The 15,448-nt window shown below is 63.8% G+C and carries 12 protein-coding genes; 4 read left to right on the top strand and 8 right to left on the bottom strand.

Annotated features, from left to right (window positions below; translation table 11 throughout):
• Positions 1-98: 98 nt before the first annotated feature.
• The gene (locus tag V7787_RS15540; protein ID WP_026031899.1) at positions 99-1,406 is read right to left on the bottom strand and encodes a dicarboxylate/amino acid:cation symporter; all 1,308 of its coding nucleotides are present in this window, start codon (positions 1,404-1,406) and stop codon (positions 99-101) included.
• Between the two features lie 71 nt (positions 1,407-1,477).
• Positions 1,478-2,557 carry a 4-oxalomesaconate tautomerase gene (locus V7787_RS15545; protein WP_081273237.1) on the bottom strand — a complete coding sequence of 360 codons (1,080 nt, stop codon included), beginning with the start codon at positions 2,555-2,557 and terminating at the stop codon, positions 1,478-1,480.
• 146 nt (positions 2,558-2,703) lie between these two features.
• On the opposite strand from V7787_RS15545, the gene V7787_RS15550 reads away from it, so the two are divergent.
• A complete protein-coding gene (locus tag V7787_RS15550) occupies positions 2,704-3,597 on the top strand; it encodes a LysR family transcriptional regulator (RefSeq protein WP_003247268.1) in 894 nt (297 codons plus the stop codon).
• A gap of 19 nt (positions 3,598-3,616) precedes the next feature.
• Here V7787_RS15550 and V7787_RS15555 read toward each other — a convergent pair whose 3' ends face one another.
• Positions 3,617-3,913 carry a DUF3144 domain-containing protein gene (locus V7787_RS15555; RefSeq protein ID WP_020191613.1) on the bottom strand — a complete coding sequence of 99 codons (297 nt, stop codon included), beginning with the start codon at positions 3,911-3,913 and terminating at the stop codon, positions 3,617-3,619.
• Positions 3,914-4,309: 396 nt separating this feature from the next.
• On the opposite strand from V7787_RS15555, the gene mtlD reads away from it, so the two are divergent.
• Positions 4,310-6,433, top strand: a complete 2,124-nt coding sequence (gene mtlD, locus V7787_RS15560; RefSeq protein ID WP_064492346.1) for a bifunctional mannitol-1-phosphate dehydrogenase/phosphatase — start codon at positions 4,310-4,312, stop codon at positions 6,431-6,433.
• Positions 6,434-6,512: 79 nt separating this feature from the next.
• Here mtlD and V7787_RS15565 read toward each other — a convergent pair whose 3' ends face one another.
• The 5 genes from V7787_RS15565 to V7787_RS15585 are packed head-to-tail and all read right to left on the bottom strand — an operon-like array spanning position 6,513 to position 12,353.
• Positions 6,513-7,697, bottom strand: a complete 1,185-nt coding sequence (locus V7787_RS15565) for an acetyl-CoA C-acyltransferase (protein ID WP_064492347.1) — start codon at positions 7,695-7,697, stop codon at positions 6,513-6,515.
• Positions 7,694-8,146: an acyl-CoA thioesterase gene (locus V7787_RS15570; protein WP_064492348.1), complete on the bottom strand. Its 453-nt coding sequence runs from the start codon at positions 8,144-8,146 to the stop codon at positions 7,694-7,696. The genes V7787_RS15565 and V7787_RS15570 overlap by 4 nt, the downstream gene beginning before the upstream one ends.
• Complete coding sequence (locus V7787_RS15575; protein ID WP_020192317.1) at positions 8,146-9,309, bottom strand: iron-containing alcohol dehydrogenase; 1,164 nt, start codon at positions 9,307-9,309, stop codon at positions 8,146-8,148. Before V7787_RS15575 ends, V7787_RS15570 begins: the two co-directional genes overlap by 1 nt.
• Positions 9,310-9,342: 33 nt before the next feature.
• Positions 9,343-11,118: an acyl-CoA dehydrogenase C-terminal domain-containing protein gene (locus V7787_RS15580; RefSeq protein ID WP_064492349.1), complete on the bottom strand. Its 1,776-nt coding sequence runs from the start codon at positions 11,116-11,118 to the stop codon at positions 9,343-9,345.
• Positions 11,115-12,353 carry a 3-hydroxyacyl-CoA dehydrogenase gene (locus V7787_RS15585; protein WP_064492350.1) on the bottom strand — a complete coding sequence of 413 codons (1,239 nt, stop codon included), beginning with the start codon at positions 12,351-12,353 and terminating at the stop codon, positions 11,115-11,117. Before V7787_RS15585 ends, V7787_RS15580 begins: the two co-directional genes overlap by 4 nt.
• An 84-nt stretch (positions 12,354-12,437) precedes the next feature.
• Between V7787_RS15585 and V7787_RS15590 the strand changes: the two genes are divergently transcribed.
• Both V7787_RS15590 and V7787_RS15595 read left to right on the top strand, forming a co-directional pair.
• Positions 12,438-13,361 (top strand): LysR family transcriptional regulator, encoded by a 924-nt coding sequence (locus V7787_RS15590; protein WP_064492351.1) that lies wholly within the window; start codon positions 12,438-12,440, stop codon positions 13,359-13,361.
• A 101-nt stretch (positions 13,362-13,462) separates the two neighbouring features.
• Positions 13,463-15,424, top strand: coding sequence for an alkyl/aryl-sulfatase (locus V7787_RS15595; protein ID WP_336088585.1), 1,962 nt, complete (start codon positions 13,463-13,465; stop codon positions 15,422-15,424).
• Positions 15,425-15,448: the final 24 nt, after the last annotated feature.

The raw sequence follows: 15,448 nt of genomic DNA on the forward strand, positions 1-15,448 counted from the left end.
TTTATTGTCTACGTGGCCACCTGCAGCGCAGACGGCCCCCTGACCCCCACCCGGCAACGCCTGGTGGGGGCCTGCAAAAAGCTTGAGGGTGTCGAGGCTCAGCCGTGGCGGTGTGGTTCGGCGACCCAGTCGGCTGTTTCAGCGACGGGGCTGACCACCGGCTCGCCATTCAGGCGGCTGTGCAGCGTCTGGCGGTCACAGGCGTTTTCCGACAGCGAAACCACCACCGTCGCCACTGCGTTGCTGGCAAGACTCGTCAGCGCACGGGCTTCCGACATGAAGCGGTCGACCCCGATCAACAGGGCCAGGCCGGCCAGGGGAATGTCGTGGATCACGGTAAGGGTCGAGGCCAAGGCCACGAAACCGCTGCCGGTGACGCCTGCCGCGCCCTTGGAGGACAGCAGCATGATCGCCAGCATGGTGACTACCTGGCCCAGGCTCAGGTCGATGTTGCAGGCCTGCGCGATGAACACGGCTGCCAACGACAGATAGATCGCAGTACCGTCCAGGTTGAACGAGTAGCCAGTGGGCAGCACCAGGCCGACCACGCCTTTCTTGCACCCAAGCTTCTCGAGTTTCTCGAGCATGCGCGGCAGCACCGGCTCGGTTGAAGAAGTACCCAGCACCACGAGGAACTCTTCGCGGAAATAGCGCAGCAGCTTCCACAGGCTGAAGCCATGGGCGCGGCAGATGCCACCGAGCACCACCAGCACGAAGAAGGCGCAGGCGATGTACAACGTCCCCACCAGCTTGGCCAGCGCACCAAGGGACGTAATCCCGTACTGGCCCACGGTGAATGCCAGAGCGCCGAAAGCGCCGACCGGGGCAAAGCGCATCAGGTAGCCGAAGATGCGGAACACCATGGTCGAGGCCGACTCCAGCACATCCAGTACCGGCTTGCCCTTTTCGCCCATCGACGAGAGGGCGAAACCGCTGAGTACGGCGATGAACAGGACCGGCAAGACCTCACCCTTGTTGAAGGCACCGATGAAGGTGTCCGGGATGATGTGCATGAAGAAGTCCACCACGCTCAGCTTGGCAGCCGACGCGGTGTACTGGCTCAGGCCCGCCGTGCTCAAGGTGGCAGGATCGATGTTCATGCCGGCACCTGGCTTGAACAGATAGACCGCCGCCAGTCCGATCACCAGGCTGACCACCGTCAGCCCCAGGAACAGCAGCAGGGTCTTGCTCATCAAGCGGCCCAGGGAACGCTTGTCGGTCATGCCGGCGATGCCGGTGACGATGGTGCAGAACACCACCGGCGCGATCATCATCTTGATCAGCTTGATGAACGCATCACCCAGCGGCTTGAGGGCCACGGCCTGTTGCGCCCAGAAGTGTCCGACCACCACGCCCAGCAGGACGGCGCAGAGAATCTGGAAATACAGCGATTTGGCGAGTCTCATGGCATCACCCATTGTTGAAATTGTGCGGATGCGCTTGTTACGAATGTGCAGGTCTGGATCGGTGCCTGGAACTACCCGGCCAACCTGCGGAATGTAGGGGCGTAGACGAACCCTGAGAAGAGCCGCCGGGCGGTTCGCACCACCGAAGCCTGGATCGTCTGGCCGTCGGCACCGCTGCGCGTCAGCGCAACATCGATGCCGCCACTTGGGTGCTCCAGGCGGACCTCGGCCAGTTGCTGCGCGCCTTCGCCCAACAGGTCGGCAATCACGGTGCCAGGGCTGACGCAGGCAGTCGCCAGCCCCACGGCTCCAGTGATCGCCAAGGCACGATGGCAGTTGTGTGGCATGAAATAGCGAACCTGCAGCGTGCCGTCGTAGCGCGGCTTGGACACCAGCACTGGCTTGGGGATGACCATGCCACTGACATCGCCCAGGCCCATGGCCTTTCCGGCCTTCAGCCGCAACGCTTCCAGGCGTTCGAGCAGCGCGCTGTTGGCGTCTAGCTGAGCAGGGGTTTCCGAGCCGCTGCCCCCCAGCTGGCTGGCCTCTACCACCATCATCGGCATGGCCATGTCGATGCAGGTCACCGGCACGCCATCAATCACGTCCTGGGCCTTGCCCGTGGGGAACAGCTTGCCAGTCTTGCTGCCAACCGCGTCGAGGAAGGTCAGGTGCACCGGGGCGGCAGTGCCCGGTACCCCATCGATCGCCGTGCGGCCTTCGTAGCGCACGATACCGCCGGGCGTTTCGACCAGCGAATTGACGAAGGTGCCAGTGTTGAGGTTACGGATACGCACCAAGGTCTTGCCTTCCTGGCCTTTTACCAACCCCTGTTCGATGGCGAACGGCCCAACCGCACACAGCATGTTGCCGCAGTTGGGGGCCGTATCGACCCGGCGCTGTGCGACCATCACCTGCACGAACAGGTAGTCGACGTCGGCGTCGGCATGCAATGACGGGCTGATGATCGCCACCTTGCTGGTCTGCGGGCTGCCGCCACCGATGCCGTCGATTTCCAGCTCATGGCCAGAGCCCATCAGGTTGATCAGCAATTCGTCGCGCTCGACCACATTGGCAGGCAGGTCCCAGGCGTGGAAGAACGGCCCTTTGGAGGTACCGCCGCGCATGAGTACGCAAGGAATTCGTTGCATGATTTCGCACTCTTGTTGATCAATGGACATCATTGATGCTGTGAGCAAAAGAGTGACAGGGATGGATAAATCAATCCAATGCAAATATCGTAGCTATTATTGCGATTCAAACATCAATATAGCGCCAGGCCAGTCGAAGGTTTCTTATGGAATATGAGCTGCAAGACATCAGATCTTTCGTGAAAATCGCCGAACTTGGCAGTTTTCATGAGGCCGCCGAAGCGCTTCACCTGTCCCAGCCGGCCCTGAGCCGGCGGATCAAGAAACTGGAGGAAGGCCTGGGCACCTCGCTACTGGAACGCACCACTCGCCGGGTCAGCCTGACCAGCGTGGGCCGCGACTTCCTGCCCAAGGCCAGGCGCTTGCTGGATGATTTTGAAGACTCGATCCTCAGCATCCGCGAACTGGCCGAGCGCCAGACCGGTCAGGTTACCCTCGCCTGCATTCCTACCGCGGCGTTCTACTTCCTGCCGTCGGTGATCCGCGATTACAACGAGCAATACCCGAAAATCCGCATTCGCCTGCTGGACCTTAGCGCCAACGACGGGCTCGAGGCCGTGCTGCGTGGCGAGGCCGACTTCGGCATCAATATGATGAGCGGCCAGCACCCGGACATCGAGTTTGTCTCGCTGGTGCAGGAGCACTTTGTACTGGCCTGCCGGCGTGACCACCCACTGGCGAATCGCGCCTCCGTTACCTGGACAGAGCTGGCTGATTACCGCCTGATCGGCGTCGGCCGCCTGAGTGGCAACCGCATGCTGCTGGACCATGCGTTGTCCGGGCTCAACCTGCGGCCCAAGTGGTTCTACGAAGTGCAACACCTGTCCACGTCACTGGGCATGGTCGAGGCCGGGCTGGGTGTGTCGGCCATGCCCAGCCTGGCCATGCCCAACGCCGACCACCCCACGCTGGTGAGCGTGCCGTTGATCGAGCCGCAAGTCACCCGCACGCTAGGGCTGGTGTACCGGCGCGGCGCATCGCTGTCGCCGGCTGCGGAGAAATTCGTTTCGATCCTGCTGCAGAAATGGCCAAATCGCTGAGGGAAGCGGCGCACCTGGCTTAGTCGTTCTTGCCCAGCATGTACCGGTCAAAATGCTCGACATGCTCATCGAGGTTGTCCTCGAGCATCATCCGGTACTGATCACAGAAGTACTTCAGAATCTCTTCCCGTGCCGCACCCAGCTCCGCGCCGCTCTTGAAGCTGCGGGCGCTCATCCAGGCGCTGAAGCGCGCGGCACCGAAGGTCAGCGAGGCGCTTACCTTGCCCAGGTCCTCGAACTTTTCGATCTGCTGGTTCGCCAGTTCGATGTGCGCATCGGCGCGATCGTAAAAGGCCTGGTCGGTAGCTTGGGTCATTGGGGTTCACCTTGTTGCGCAATGCGAGCGGGAGGCCAAGCCTTGCATGTCGCGGCGCATACGTGCAAGGCTGAAAAAGGATCACCCATGACGAAAAGGAAGCAAAGCACCTCATGCTTGGAATCACACGTATCCATCGCTATTTGCGCCCACTGCCTGCGAAACCGACTGCAGCCAGTGGGCGTGACCTCAAGGCCAAACGCGCCACCCGCCTCGCCTCAACGGTTGCCAACCTCCTCTGCACGCCCCGCTCCGCCCCGCCTTACCTCTGCGTCACTCCTGAGCGTCCCCCTGTCGAACGTGTGCCCCCGACCTGACTGCCTCCTCTGCAGCTCACACACCGTACTCGCCTGTTGTAGGCGGAGTGCCTGACGCAACGACAAGGGGCAACAGCCAATGCTTTTCTTTCACGGTAAACAGATTTTCAGCGCCATCTTCGATATGGATGGCACCCTCTTCGACACCGAGCGCCTGCGCTTCAGGACACTCAAGCAAGCTTCTCTGGAAATCTTCGGCAAAGCGCTGAGCGAGCAGACCCTGATTGGCTCGCTGGGCCTGAGCGCAAAGAAGGCCGAAGCCCTCGCCAAGGCGCATAACGGCGAAGACTTCCCGTACGCACAAATCCGCCAACGCGCGGATGAACTTGAACTGGAGTATGTGCGCAATCACGGCGTACCGATCAAGGCCGGCCTGCTGGAGGTGCTGGAGCGCCTGCGCAAGTCGGGCCTGACCATGGCGGTGGCCACCTCCAGCCGCCGTGCCATCGCCGAGGAATACCTGATCAACGCCAACGTGCTGAAGTACTTCGACATCACCGTTTGTGGCGATGAAGTCAGCCAAGGCAAACCCCACCCCGAGATTTTCCTGAAAGCCGCCCGCGCGCTCAATTGCGAGCCAGGCCAGTGCTTCATGGTCGAGGACTCGGAAAACGGCATGCTGTCAGCGATGCGCGCCGAAGGGCAGGCGATCCTGATCGAGGACATCAAGCCGCCTGCGCCGGAAATCAAGGCAGGCGCGCTCAAAGCCTACCGCAGCATGCATGAATTTCTCGCCGACCTGAGCGAGTGCGTACCCGACCTGGGTATGCCTGCATTGAGCGAGCCGTTCCCGGCCTCGATGAACCAGTTCAGCGTGGGCATTCATGGTTTCGGCGCCATCGGCGGCGGTTACCTGACGCAGGTATTTTCCCATTGGGACGGCTACACCCGACCGCGTGAAATCATTGCCGCAACCCGCTCGCGCATGCTGCGCGAAAGCGTCAGCGCCTTCGGCCGCTACAGCGTGCGCTACGGTGCCACGTCGTTCGACCAGACCATCGACAACGTGCGCATGATCGACATGGATGACGACGACGCCGTCATCGGCATGTACACCACTGCCGAAATCATCGGCCTGAGCCTGCCCGAGCAGGCCATCAGAAGCCAGGCCAAAGTGATCGCCCAAGGCCTGCTGCAACGCTTCGAGCGCCGAGGCCGGGAGCTGACCCTGCTGATCGTGCTGAACAAGGTTGGCGGTGCGGCGTTCGTGCGGCGTCATGTGCAAGCCGAGCTGTCGCTACTGTGCCCGCCTGCGATCAGCGAGCAGGTTTTGCAGAAGACCCATTTCGCCGAAACGGTGGTCAGCCGCATCGTGTCCAAACTGGGCAATGACGCGCTGGTACGGCAGCTGCGCATCAAGTCGCAGATGTTCCAGAACAGCCTGGAAGACGAGCCCGCAAGCACACGCAAACCTTCAACGCCGCTACCAGAGTACGAACGGCTGATCGGCCACTTCAGGCCCTTTGCACAGCCCAGCAGCGCCATGAGCCAACTGCATCTGGTGCTGTTCAACAGCGAAGCTGACATGCCGCTTTACGCCGAACGCGGCAGCGATCTGCTCGAACGCCTGCGCCAGGTGAAGACAGTGCCAGACATCGCCCAGATCCAGATCATCAAGAACCGCCTGTGGAACGGCCCGCATGCCATCGTGGCCTGGTACGCCAGCCTGCTGGGCCATGCCTGGGTCGGCCAGGGCATGGGCGATGCGCGGGTGAGTGAACTGGCCGAGCGCCTGATTCGCCAGGAGGTCGCGCCCGCACTGGTGGCCGAATACCCACAGATGGCCGAGGTGGTCAGCCGCTTTGCCGAGGCATTTCTCGAGCGCTGCAAAACCTCGTTCAAAGACCCCTGCGCCCGGGTAGGCCGCGACCCCTTGCGCAAGCTGCAACGCAACGAACGCATCCTCAGCAGCATCGACCTTGCCCGCAAGCACGGTATTGCAACCCCGGCCCTGGCGTTTGGCGCAGGCCTCGCCATTCACCACGCCCTGAACTGCAGCGACAGCAAGGACATGGAAAGCCAGGCAATCAGGCAGGTTTACCGCGATAACCAGGCAAGCGTCGAAGCCGTGCTCACCCATGCCAAAAAACCGTTCCCCGGCTTGTGCCCCGTCAAGGAAGCGGAACTGATCGCTGCCATCCGTGAAGGCTTCCGCCAATTGCCACAGCCGGCTTCGCGCCACGCGGTTGCTGTAGGCTCATAACCAGCCCTGGCCGGGACACTGTGGGCGCGGGTTGCGCCTGCGTCCCGGTCAGCGCCATGGGCTGGCCCTGGGTACGGGCCTAAAGCACCTCGAACAAGCCCGCTGCGCCCATGCCGCCGCCCACGCACATCGTCACGACCACGTACTTCACCTGACGACGCTTGCCCTCCAGCAGCGCATGGCCGACCATCCGCGCGCCGCTCATGCCATAGGGGTGGCCGATAGCAATGGCGCCGCCGTTGACGTTCAGTTTCGCCGGGTCGATCTGCAACTGCTGGGCGCAATACAGCACCTGGCAGGCAAACGCCTCGTTCAGCTCCCATAGCCCGATATCGTCTACCGTCAGGCCCTGCTGGCGCAGTAGCCTGGGCACCGCCAATACCGGGCCGATGCCCATTTCCTCGGGGGCCAGGCCAGCCACGGCGATACCGCGGTAAAGCCCCAGGGCCGCGATGCCCGAGCGCGCCGCCAGCGCGCCCTCCATCAGCACGCAGGCACTGGCGCCATCGGACAACTGACTGGCATTGCCGGCCGTGACACAACCGCCTTCGACCACGGGCTTGAGCCCCTGTAGATCGGCCAGGGTCGTTGCCGGTCGGTTCCCTTCGTCCTGGGTCAGGCGCACCTCTTCATGGCTGACAACACCTGTCAGCTTGTCCACCACCTTCTTGCGTGCGGTGACCGGCACGATTTCAGCGGCGAACAACCCTGCCGCCTGCGCCGCCGCCGTGCGCTGCTGAGACTGCAGGGCGTAGACATCCTGTGCTTCGCGGCTTATGCCATAACGCCGGGCCACCCGTTCGGCCGTTTGCAACATCGGCATGTAGGCGTGCTCGCTCATGCGCAGCACTGCGGGGTCGTAAGCCTCACTGGCCAGCTGGTTGTGCACCTGCTGCACCAGGCTGATCTGCTCCTGACCTGCGCCAATGGTCACCTGCATGCCATCAACCATGATCTGCTTCGCCGCCGTGGCAATGGCCATAAGGCCTGAAGCGCACTGGCGGTCGACGGTCTGACCGCTGACCGATTGGGGCAGGCCGGCGGCCAGCGCCGACAGCCGACCCGGGTTGATCGCGGCAGTGCCGCTCTGCATGGCAGTCCCCAGCACCAGGTCATCGACCTGCGCCGGTTCGATACCGGCACGTTCTACCGCGGCGCGGATAGCGACAGCCGTCATGCTGGGGGTTTTCAGGTCGTTGAAGGCACCACGCATGGCTTTGCCGATAGGTGTGCGAGCAGTGGCGACGATCACGGCGTCTTTCATGATGGCTGTTCCTCAGGGGATAGGGGCTGCAGTTCGCTCAACACGCGCCGCAGGTAGTCAGGTACCGGCACCGGGCGCCGCCCTTCGCGGTCGACGAATACATGGACGAAGCGGCCGATGGCGCAGGCCGATGGCTGACCGGCAAGGAACACGGCCAACTGATAGTGCACCGAGGTGTTGCCCAACCGGCCCACCGCAAGGCCCACTTCGATGTCATGCGGGAAGGCCACCGGCGCCTGGTAGTCGCAGGCGGAGCTGACCACCAGCGCGATCACCCTCCCCTGGTCGATATCCAACCCGCCCTCCCGCACCAGCAGGCGGTTCACGGCGCTGTCGAAAAAGCTGTAATAGACCACATTGTTCACGTGGCCATAGACATCGTTGTCGTGCCATCGGGTGGTTATAGGCGTGAAGTGCCGATAGTGTTCACGTTGCCGGAGGTAGCTCATCAGTAGGCTGCCTCATAGATGGCCAGCGCATCGGCCTGGGTGACTTCACGCGGGTTATTGACCAAAAGGCGCTGCTGTTGCATCGCGTCTTCGGCCAGCTGGCCAAGCCGATGACGCGGTACATCGGCGTCGCGCAGGCGGTCAGGTAACCCGCAGCGGCTGCTCAGCGCGGCCAGCTCGGCCACGAATTGTTCTGCCTGCTGGCGCTGATCACCGGGCTGCAAACGGGCCCCCAACAGCGGCACGGCCAATTCGGCGTAGTCCACTGCCGCCACCGGCAGGTTGAAGCGCAGCACATGCGGCAGCACCAGCGCGTTGGCCAGGCCATGGGGAACATGAAAGTGCCCACCCAGCGGATAGGCCAGGGCATGCACCGCCGCCACCGGTGCATTGGCAAAGGCCTGGCCGGCCAGGCAAGCCCCCAGCAGCATGGCCTGGCGGGCCTGCAGGTTGCCGCCATTGTGCACAGCCTGGTCAAGGTTATCCGCCAGCAGCCGCAGCGCCTCACGGGCCAGCAGGCTGGATAGCGGGTTACGTTTGAGGCGGCTGGTGTAGGCTTCGATGGCATGCACCATGGCGTCGATACCGGTAGCAGCAGTCACCGCCGATGGCAAGCCGAGGGTGCAGACGGCGTCGAGCACTGCCAGGTCTGGCAACAGCAGCGGCGAAACAATGCCCATCTTGGTGGTGGCACCGGTGGTGACGATGGCGATCGGCGTCACCTCCGAACCGGTACCTGCCGTGGTGGGCACCTGGATCAACGGCAGCCGGCGGCCCTTGGCCCTGTCGATGCCGTACAGCTCGGCGATGGGCTGCGAACAGTCGCGGTGGGCCAGCAACGCAACCAGCTTGGCCACATCCATCGAGCTGCCGCCGCCGAACCCCACCACCAGATCGGCGCCGATATGCCGGGCGCGCTGGGCGGCCGCCAGCACGCATGCCTCGCTGGGGTCGGCCGTAACCTCACTGAAGATCGCCACACCGACCTTGGCTGCCGTGAACCCCGGCAGCAGGTCATCGAGCATGCCAAGGCGGGCGATACCCGGGTCACTGACGATCAATACACGCTTGGCACCGCGCTCACGGCACAGACCTGCAAGGCGCTGCACCGCGCCGGGTTCGCAGAGGATCTGCGCAGTGGTGGCAAAGCTGAAAGGCTGCATCGCACTCTCCTTGTTCGTGTGGTTTGCCGTGCGCTAGAACGCGAAATCGCTCGCCGGTAGCGCCATCAGGCAATCCGCGCCACCCAGCAGGGCCTCGCGGTGAGCAGTGGCGCGGGGCAGGATCCGCCGCCAGTAGAACGTTGCGGCGTCAAGCTTGGCCCTGTAGAAGGCTGTTTCCGCGCTGCCGGCGGCAAGCGTTGCCTGAGCGCGCACAGCCGCTTGCAACCACATCGCCGCCAACAGCACGTAGGCCGAGTAGGCAAGGAAATCAACCGACACTGCCCCTGACTCCTGAGGGTCACGTTCACAGGCCTCGACCACGTGGGCGGACAAGGCGCGCCACTCCTCCAAACGTTGCCCCACGGCCGTCGCCATGGCCTGCAGGCCGCCGAGCGCATTGGCAGCCCTGACGTGCAGCGCCATTTCGTCGATCAGCAGATTGAGCTCGGCCCCGCCGTCCCCCAGGACCTTGCGGCGTATCAGGTCAAGAGCCTGTATGCCGTTGGTGCCTTCATAAAGCTGGGTGATGCGGCTATCGCGCATCAACTGCTCCATGCCCCACTCGCGGATGTAGCCGTGACCGCCATACACCTGCACCCCAAGACTGGCGACTTCCTGACCGACGTCGGTGAAGAACGCCTTGACGATAGGGATCAGCAACGCCGCCCGCCGAGCTGCCGCCTGGCGCGCCGGTGCACTTATCGCACCGTGCTCCAGATCCAGTTGCCGAGCGGTGTAGATGCCCAGCATGCGACAGCCTTCGGTAAGGGTCTTCTGGGTCAGCAGCATGCGGCGCACGTCTGGATGGACGATAATCGGATCGGCAGGTTTTTCCGCAGCCACCGGCCCGGCAAGCGAGCGCGACTGCAGACGCTCCCGGGCATAGGCCAGCCCTCCCTGAAAAGCGGCCTCGGCAATACCAAGCCCCTGCAGGCCGACCTGGAAGCGGGCATCGTTCATCATGGTGAACATGCAGGCCAGGCCCTGGTTGGCCTCCCCCACCAGCCAACCTTGGGCACCGTCGAAGTTCATCACGCAGGTCGAGGCCCCCTTGATGCCCATCTTGTGCTCCAGCGCCCCGCAGCCCAGCGCATTGCGCTCGCCACCGGGCAGCAGCTTAGGCACCAGGAACAGGCTGATGCCCCTGACACCGGCCGGCGCATCAGGCAGGCGCGCGAGTACCAGGTGAACGATGTTGTCGGTCAGGTCCTGCTCGCCACCACTGATGAATATCTTGCTGCCGGTAATGCGGTAGCTGCCGTCCGCTTCCGGCTGGGCGCGGGTGCGCAGCAAAGCCAGGTCGGTGCCGGCCTGCGGCTCGGTCAGGCACATGGTGCCGGCCCACTCGCCACTGACCATCCGGCCCAGGTAGGCCTGCTTGAGTGGCTCGCTGCCATGGCGATGCAACGCCAGGACCGCGCCCTCGGTCAGGCCGGAGTAGATGCGGAACGACAACGACGCCGCCATCAGCATTTCATGGAAGCTGGCCGATGCCATCTGCGGCAGCCCCTGCCCACCATAGGCCTGCGGCCCGGTCATGCTGGCCCAGCCATGTTCGACGTATTGCCGATAGGCGTCCCGCATGCCGTCCGGGGTGGTGACCTCACCGCCCACCCACTGACAGCCCTGTTCGTCACTGTTGCGATTGAGCGGTGCGATGATCTGGCCAGTGAAACGTGCGGCCTCCTCAAGGATGCCGTCGAGGGTGTCGCGGTCCAGTTCGATACCTAGTTGCTGGCAATGTCCGCTCAGGTCGAACAGTTCATGCAGCACGAAACGCATGTCGCGAAGGGGCGCCTGGTAGTTCATGCCTGAACCTCCCCACGCGGTTCGAAACGCTTGCCACCGGCCACAAGTGAGTAGAGCAGCCCAGCCGGGCGCCAATGCTCGCCAAGCACGCCCTGCAGATATTCCAGCCGGGCCAGGATAAACGGCGCCCCCTGCTCGTCAGCCCAGCGCATGGGCCCGCCAGTGGCAGCCGGGAAGCCATAGCCGTGGAGCCAGACCTGGTCGATGTCGCCGCTGCTGGCGGCGATACCTTCCTGGAGAACCTTCGCCCCTTCGTTGACCAGTGCCAGCAGGCAGCGCTCGAGGATTTCCTCGGCACTGATGCCCCGGCGTCGATAGCCAAGCTGCTGGGACACCTGCAGCACCAGGGCGTCGACCTGCGGATCATGCTCGGCCTGTCGGCTGCCGGGCGCATAGCGGTAATAGCCTTGCCCGGTCTTCTGCCCGAGGCGGCCGAGCTCGCACAGCGCGTTATCGACCTGCACCAGCGGGTCATGCATGCCTTGCCCGGCCAACTGCCGGGCGCGCCACTCCAGGTCGATGCCCACCACGTCGTACATGCGGAACGGCCCCATGGCGAAGCCGAACTGCTGCAGCACCGCATCCACCTGGTGAGGCAACGCCCCTTCAAGCAGCAACTTGCGCGCTTCGCCCACATAGTTGCGCAACATGCGATTGCCGATGAACCCTGGGCAGTTGCCTGCCACGATCGCCACCTTGCCCATGCGCTCGCCCAGCGCGCGGGCGGCGTCGAGCACCTTCTGATCGGTGTGCGTCCCACGCACGATTTCGAGCAGCTTCATGACATGCGCGGGGCTGAAGAAATGCAGCCCCAGGACCTGGGACGGCCGCTGGGTGACGGCGGCAATCGCGTCGATGTCCAGCGCCGAGGTGTTGCTGGCCAGGATCGCCCGTGGCTTGAGGTGTGCATCCAGTGCACGGAAGATTTCCTGCTTGAGCGCCAGGTTTTCATACACCGCTTCAATCACCAGGTCGGCCTCCGCCAACGCCGGATAGCCGTCCACTACCTGCACACGCGCCAGGCAGGCGTCGGCCTGGGCCTGGGTGATGCGCTGCTTGTCCACCTGCTGGGCCCAGGCTTGGCTGACCATGCCCAGCCCGGCTTCGAGCGCTGCCGCGTTGCAGTCCAGCCACAGCACCGACAGCCCGGCGTTGGCCAGGCTGATGACGATGCCGCGGCCCATGGTGCCTGCACCTATCACAGCCACCTGATTGATCGGGAAGGGAGTATTCACGCGCAACGCTCCTGCTTTCTTGTAGGTATGAGGACTGTGATCACCCTAAGCAGGCCGAAGGTATTTTTGAAATTTCCATTTCGTATGCCATATATTTTCAGCATGAATATTTCGAACTTCGACCTGAACCTGCTGCGCGTCTTCGACATGTTGCTGCGTGAACAGAACGTATCCCGGGCAGCCGAGCGTCTGGCCCTGACCCAGCCGACCGTGAGCAATGCCCTGGCGCGCCTGCGTGACCAGCTGGGCGACCCGCTGCTGGTCCGCGTGGGCCGGCGCATGCACCCGACGCCACGGGCCTTGGCACTGGAGGGGCCGATACGTGCGGCGTTACAGCAGATCGAGCAGACGCTGGGCACCGGCGATGGCTTCGAGCCTCAGCGCAGCCATCGCCAATTGCGCATTGCCCTCACCGATTTCGTCGAACAGCTGTGCATGCCGCCACTCCTGGCGCGGCTGGAGCTACTGGCCCCCAACGTGCGCATCGACGTGGTGCACCTGGCCCCCAACCTGCCGGCCGAGGCGCTGGACCGGGGCGACCTCGACCTGGTACTGGGCCGTTTCGACGAGGTGCCGGCGCGCTTCACCCGCCACCCCTGGCGCCGTGAAACCCTGCAGATAGCGCTGCGCAAACAGCACCCGCACCTGGCGCCAGGCCAGGCACTGGACCTCGACGCATTCCTGGGCTTGCGGCACATCTGGGTGCACGGCGGCCAGACCCGGGGCATGGTCGACCAGTGGCTGGCCGAGCAAGGCCTGACCCGGCAAATCGCCTATACCACGCCCAACTACCTGCAGGCCGCCCATCTGGCCGCAGCCACCGACATGTGTGTGGTGCTGCCGCGGCAACTGGCCCAACAGTTTGCGCACCTGCTGCCTTTGGCGGTGCACGAACTGCCTTTTGCCCTGGAGCCTTTCGAACTGGAACTGGTGCACCTGAGCCACCGTCAGCACGACCCCGCCCTGGCCTGGCTGGTCGAACAGATCCTCACGCTGCCCCCGGCCTGAAGCCATCAGGAAACGCGATAGCGGCCATGCCGCTCTGGTATTGGCTGGTGTGCAAGCCCCTCCCCTAGAGTGTTCTGCCCCAAGAACAACAAGGACATCCCATGCGTTTTTCACTGTCGATGCTGGCGCTTGCCCTGCTGGCCCCCCTTCCGAGCCTGGCCGCAACAGCGGCCAAGGATGCCACCCCGGCCACTCAGGCCAGCAACCAGCAGTGGCTGCAACGGTTGCCCTTCGAGGATCGCGTCGATTACGAAACAGCCCGGCGTGGGCTGGTCGAGCGGTTCGACGGGCCAGTCGCGACGGCCGATGGCAAGACCGTGTGGAACCTGGCCCAGTATGCTTTTCTGGCGCCGGCGCAGTCCCCTGCCACGGTAAACCCGAGCTTGTGGCGACTCGCTCAGTTGAACAACATCGCCGGGCTGTTCAAGGTCACCGAGGGCATCTACCAGCTTCGCGGCCTGGACCTGGCCAACATGACCATCGTCGAGGGGCAGGACGGGCTGATCGTGATCGACCCGCTGCTTGCCGTGGAGACCGCCAAGGCGGGCCTGGAACTGTACTTCAAGCACCGTCCGCGCAAGCCGGTGACCACGGTGATCTACACCCACCCGCACGTCGACCATTTCGGCGGCGTGCGCGGGGTGATCAACGAGGCGGACGTCAAGGCTGGCAAAGTCCAGGTCATCGCGCCCGAGGGGTTCTTTGAACATGCCATCGGTGAGAACGTGCTGGCCGGTCCGGCCATGAAGCGCCGCGCCCAGTACATGTACGGCTCCCCCCTGCCTCGCGGGCCGCGAGGCCAGGTGGATGCCGGACTGGGCAAGGGCGTCCCGGCCAATGCCACCATCAGCCTCATCGCGCCGACGCTCGAAATCAGCCAACCGCTGCAACGCATGACCCTGAGCGGCGTGGAGGTGGAGTTCCAACTGACCCCGGGCACCGAGGCGCCGGCGGAAATGAACATCTATTTCCCGGCGTTCAAGGCACTGTGCATGGCCGAGAACGCCACCCACGTGCAGCACAACGTCCTGACGCTGCGCGGGGCACTGGTGCGCGATCCGAAAGTGTGGGCCCATTACCTGGACCAGTCGCTGGTGCGCTATGGCGACCAGGCCGAGGTGGTGTTCGCCCAGCATCACTGGCCCACTTGGGGCAAAGCGGCCATCCGCGACTACCTGGCTGACCAGCGTGATATGTACGCCTTCCTCGACAGCCAGACCTTGCGCCTGATCAATCAAGGCCAGACACCCATGGAAATTGCCCAGACCCTGGCCAATCTGCCGCCGCGCCTGGCAAGCAAATGGTACAGCCGCGACTACTACGGTTCGCTCAGCCATAACGTCAGGGCCGTCTATCAACGCTACATGGGGTTCTACGACGGCAACCCGGCCAACCTCGACCCATTGCCACCGCAAGCGGCCGGCAAGCGTTACGTGGCGGCCATGGGAGGTGCCGATCAGGTGCTGACCCAGGCCCGCCAGGCCTTCGCCGAGGGCGACTATCGCTGGGTGGCGCAATTGGTCAACCATCTGGTATTCGCCGAGCCGGACAACACCGAGGCCCGCGAATTGCAGGCCGACGCGCTCGAGCAGCTGGGTTACCAGAGTGAGAACACCACCTGGCGCAATGCCTACCTCAGTGGCGCGCAGGAATTGCGCTCAGGCGTGGCCGCCGGTGCGGGTAGTGGCGGCAATGCCGATGACATGGTGCGGGCCCTGACACCCAGCCTGTTTTTCGACTACCTGGGCGTGCGGGTGAATGCCTACAAGGCTGCCGATAGCGACCTGACCATCAACTGGCGGTTTTCCGACCTGGACGAAGACTACGCCCTCACCCTGCGCAACGGCGTCCTCACCCACCGCGACCTGGCGCGCCACGCCAAGGCCGATGTAGAGGTCATCATGCGCAAACAGACACTGGACAGCATTGCCTTGAAGCAGACAGGCTTTCTCAAGGAAGCCACAGCAGGGGCAATCGAAATCAAAGGCGAGCGGGTGAAGTTCCTGCAATTCATGGGGGGGCTGGAAGAGGCTGATTCGCGCTTCAATATCGTCACGCCCTGAGCGGCAGCGGGCGGCGCCGGCACT

Source organism: Pseudomonas sp. CGJS7, assembly GCF_036961695.1.

What these genes read in the sequence shown, in the direction of transcription:
- V7787_RS15565 (WP_064492347.1), bottom strand. Translation starts at nt 7,697, where the DNA reads ATGAAAGACGCCGTGATCGTCGCCACTGCTCGCACACCTATCGGCAAA.
- V7787_RS15595 (WP_336088585.1), top strand. Translation starts at nt 13,463, where the DNA reads ATGCGTTTTTCACTGTCGATGCTGGCGCTTGCCCTGCTGGCCCCCCTT.
- V7787_RS15580 (WP_064492349.1), bottom strand. Translation starts at nt 11,118, where the DNA reads ATGAACTACCAGGCGCCCCTTCGCGACATGCGTTTCGTGCTGCATGAA.
- V7787_RS15550 (WP_003247268.1), top strand. Translation starts at nt 2,704, where the DNA reads ATGGAATATGAGCTGCAAGACATCAGATCTTTCGTGAAAATCGCCGAA.
- mtlD (WP_064492346.1), top strand. Translation starts at nt 4,310, where the DNA reads ATGCTTTTCTTTCACGGTAAACAGATTTTCAGCGCCATCTTCGATATG.
- V7787_RS15545 (WP_081273237.1), bottom strand. Translation starts at nt 2,557, where the DNA reads ATGCAACGAATTCCTTGCGTACTCATGCGCGGCGGTACCTCCAAAGGG.
- V7787_RS15540 (WP_026031899.1), bottom strand. Translation starts at nt 1,406, where the DNA reads ATGAGACTCGCCAAATCGCTGTATTTCCAGATTCTCTGCGCCGTCCTG.
- V7787_RS15570 (WP_064492348.1), bottom strand. Translation starts at nt 8,146, where the DNA reads ATGAGCTACCTCCGGCAACGTGAACACTATCGGCACTTCACGCCTATA.
- V7787_RS15590 (WP_064492351.1), top strand. Translation starts at nt 12,438, where the DNA reads ATGCCATATATTTTCAGCATGAATATTTCGAACTTCGACCTGAACCTG.
- V7787_RS15555 (WP_020191613.1), bottom strand. Translation starts at nt 3,913, where the DNA reads ATGACCCAAGCTACCGACCAGGCCTTTTACGATCGCGCCGATGCGCAC.
- V7787_RS15575 (WP_020192317.1), bottom strand. Translation starts at nt 9,309, where the DNA reads ATGCAGCCTTTCAGCTTTGCCACCACTGCGCAGATCCTCTGCGAACCC.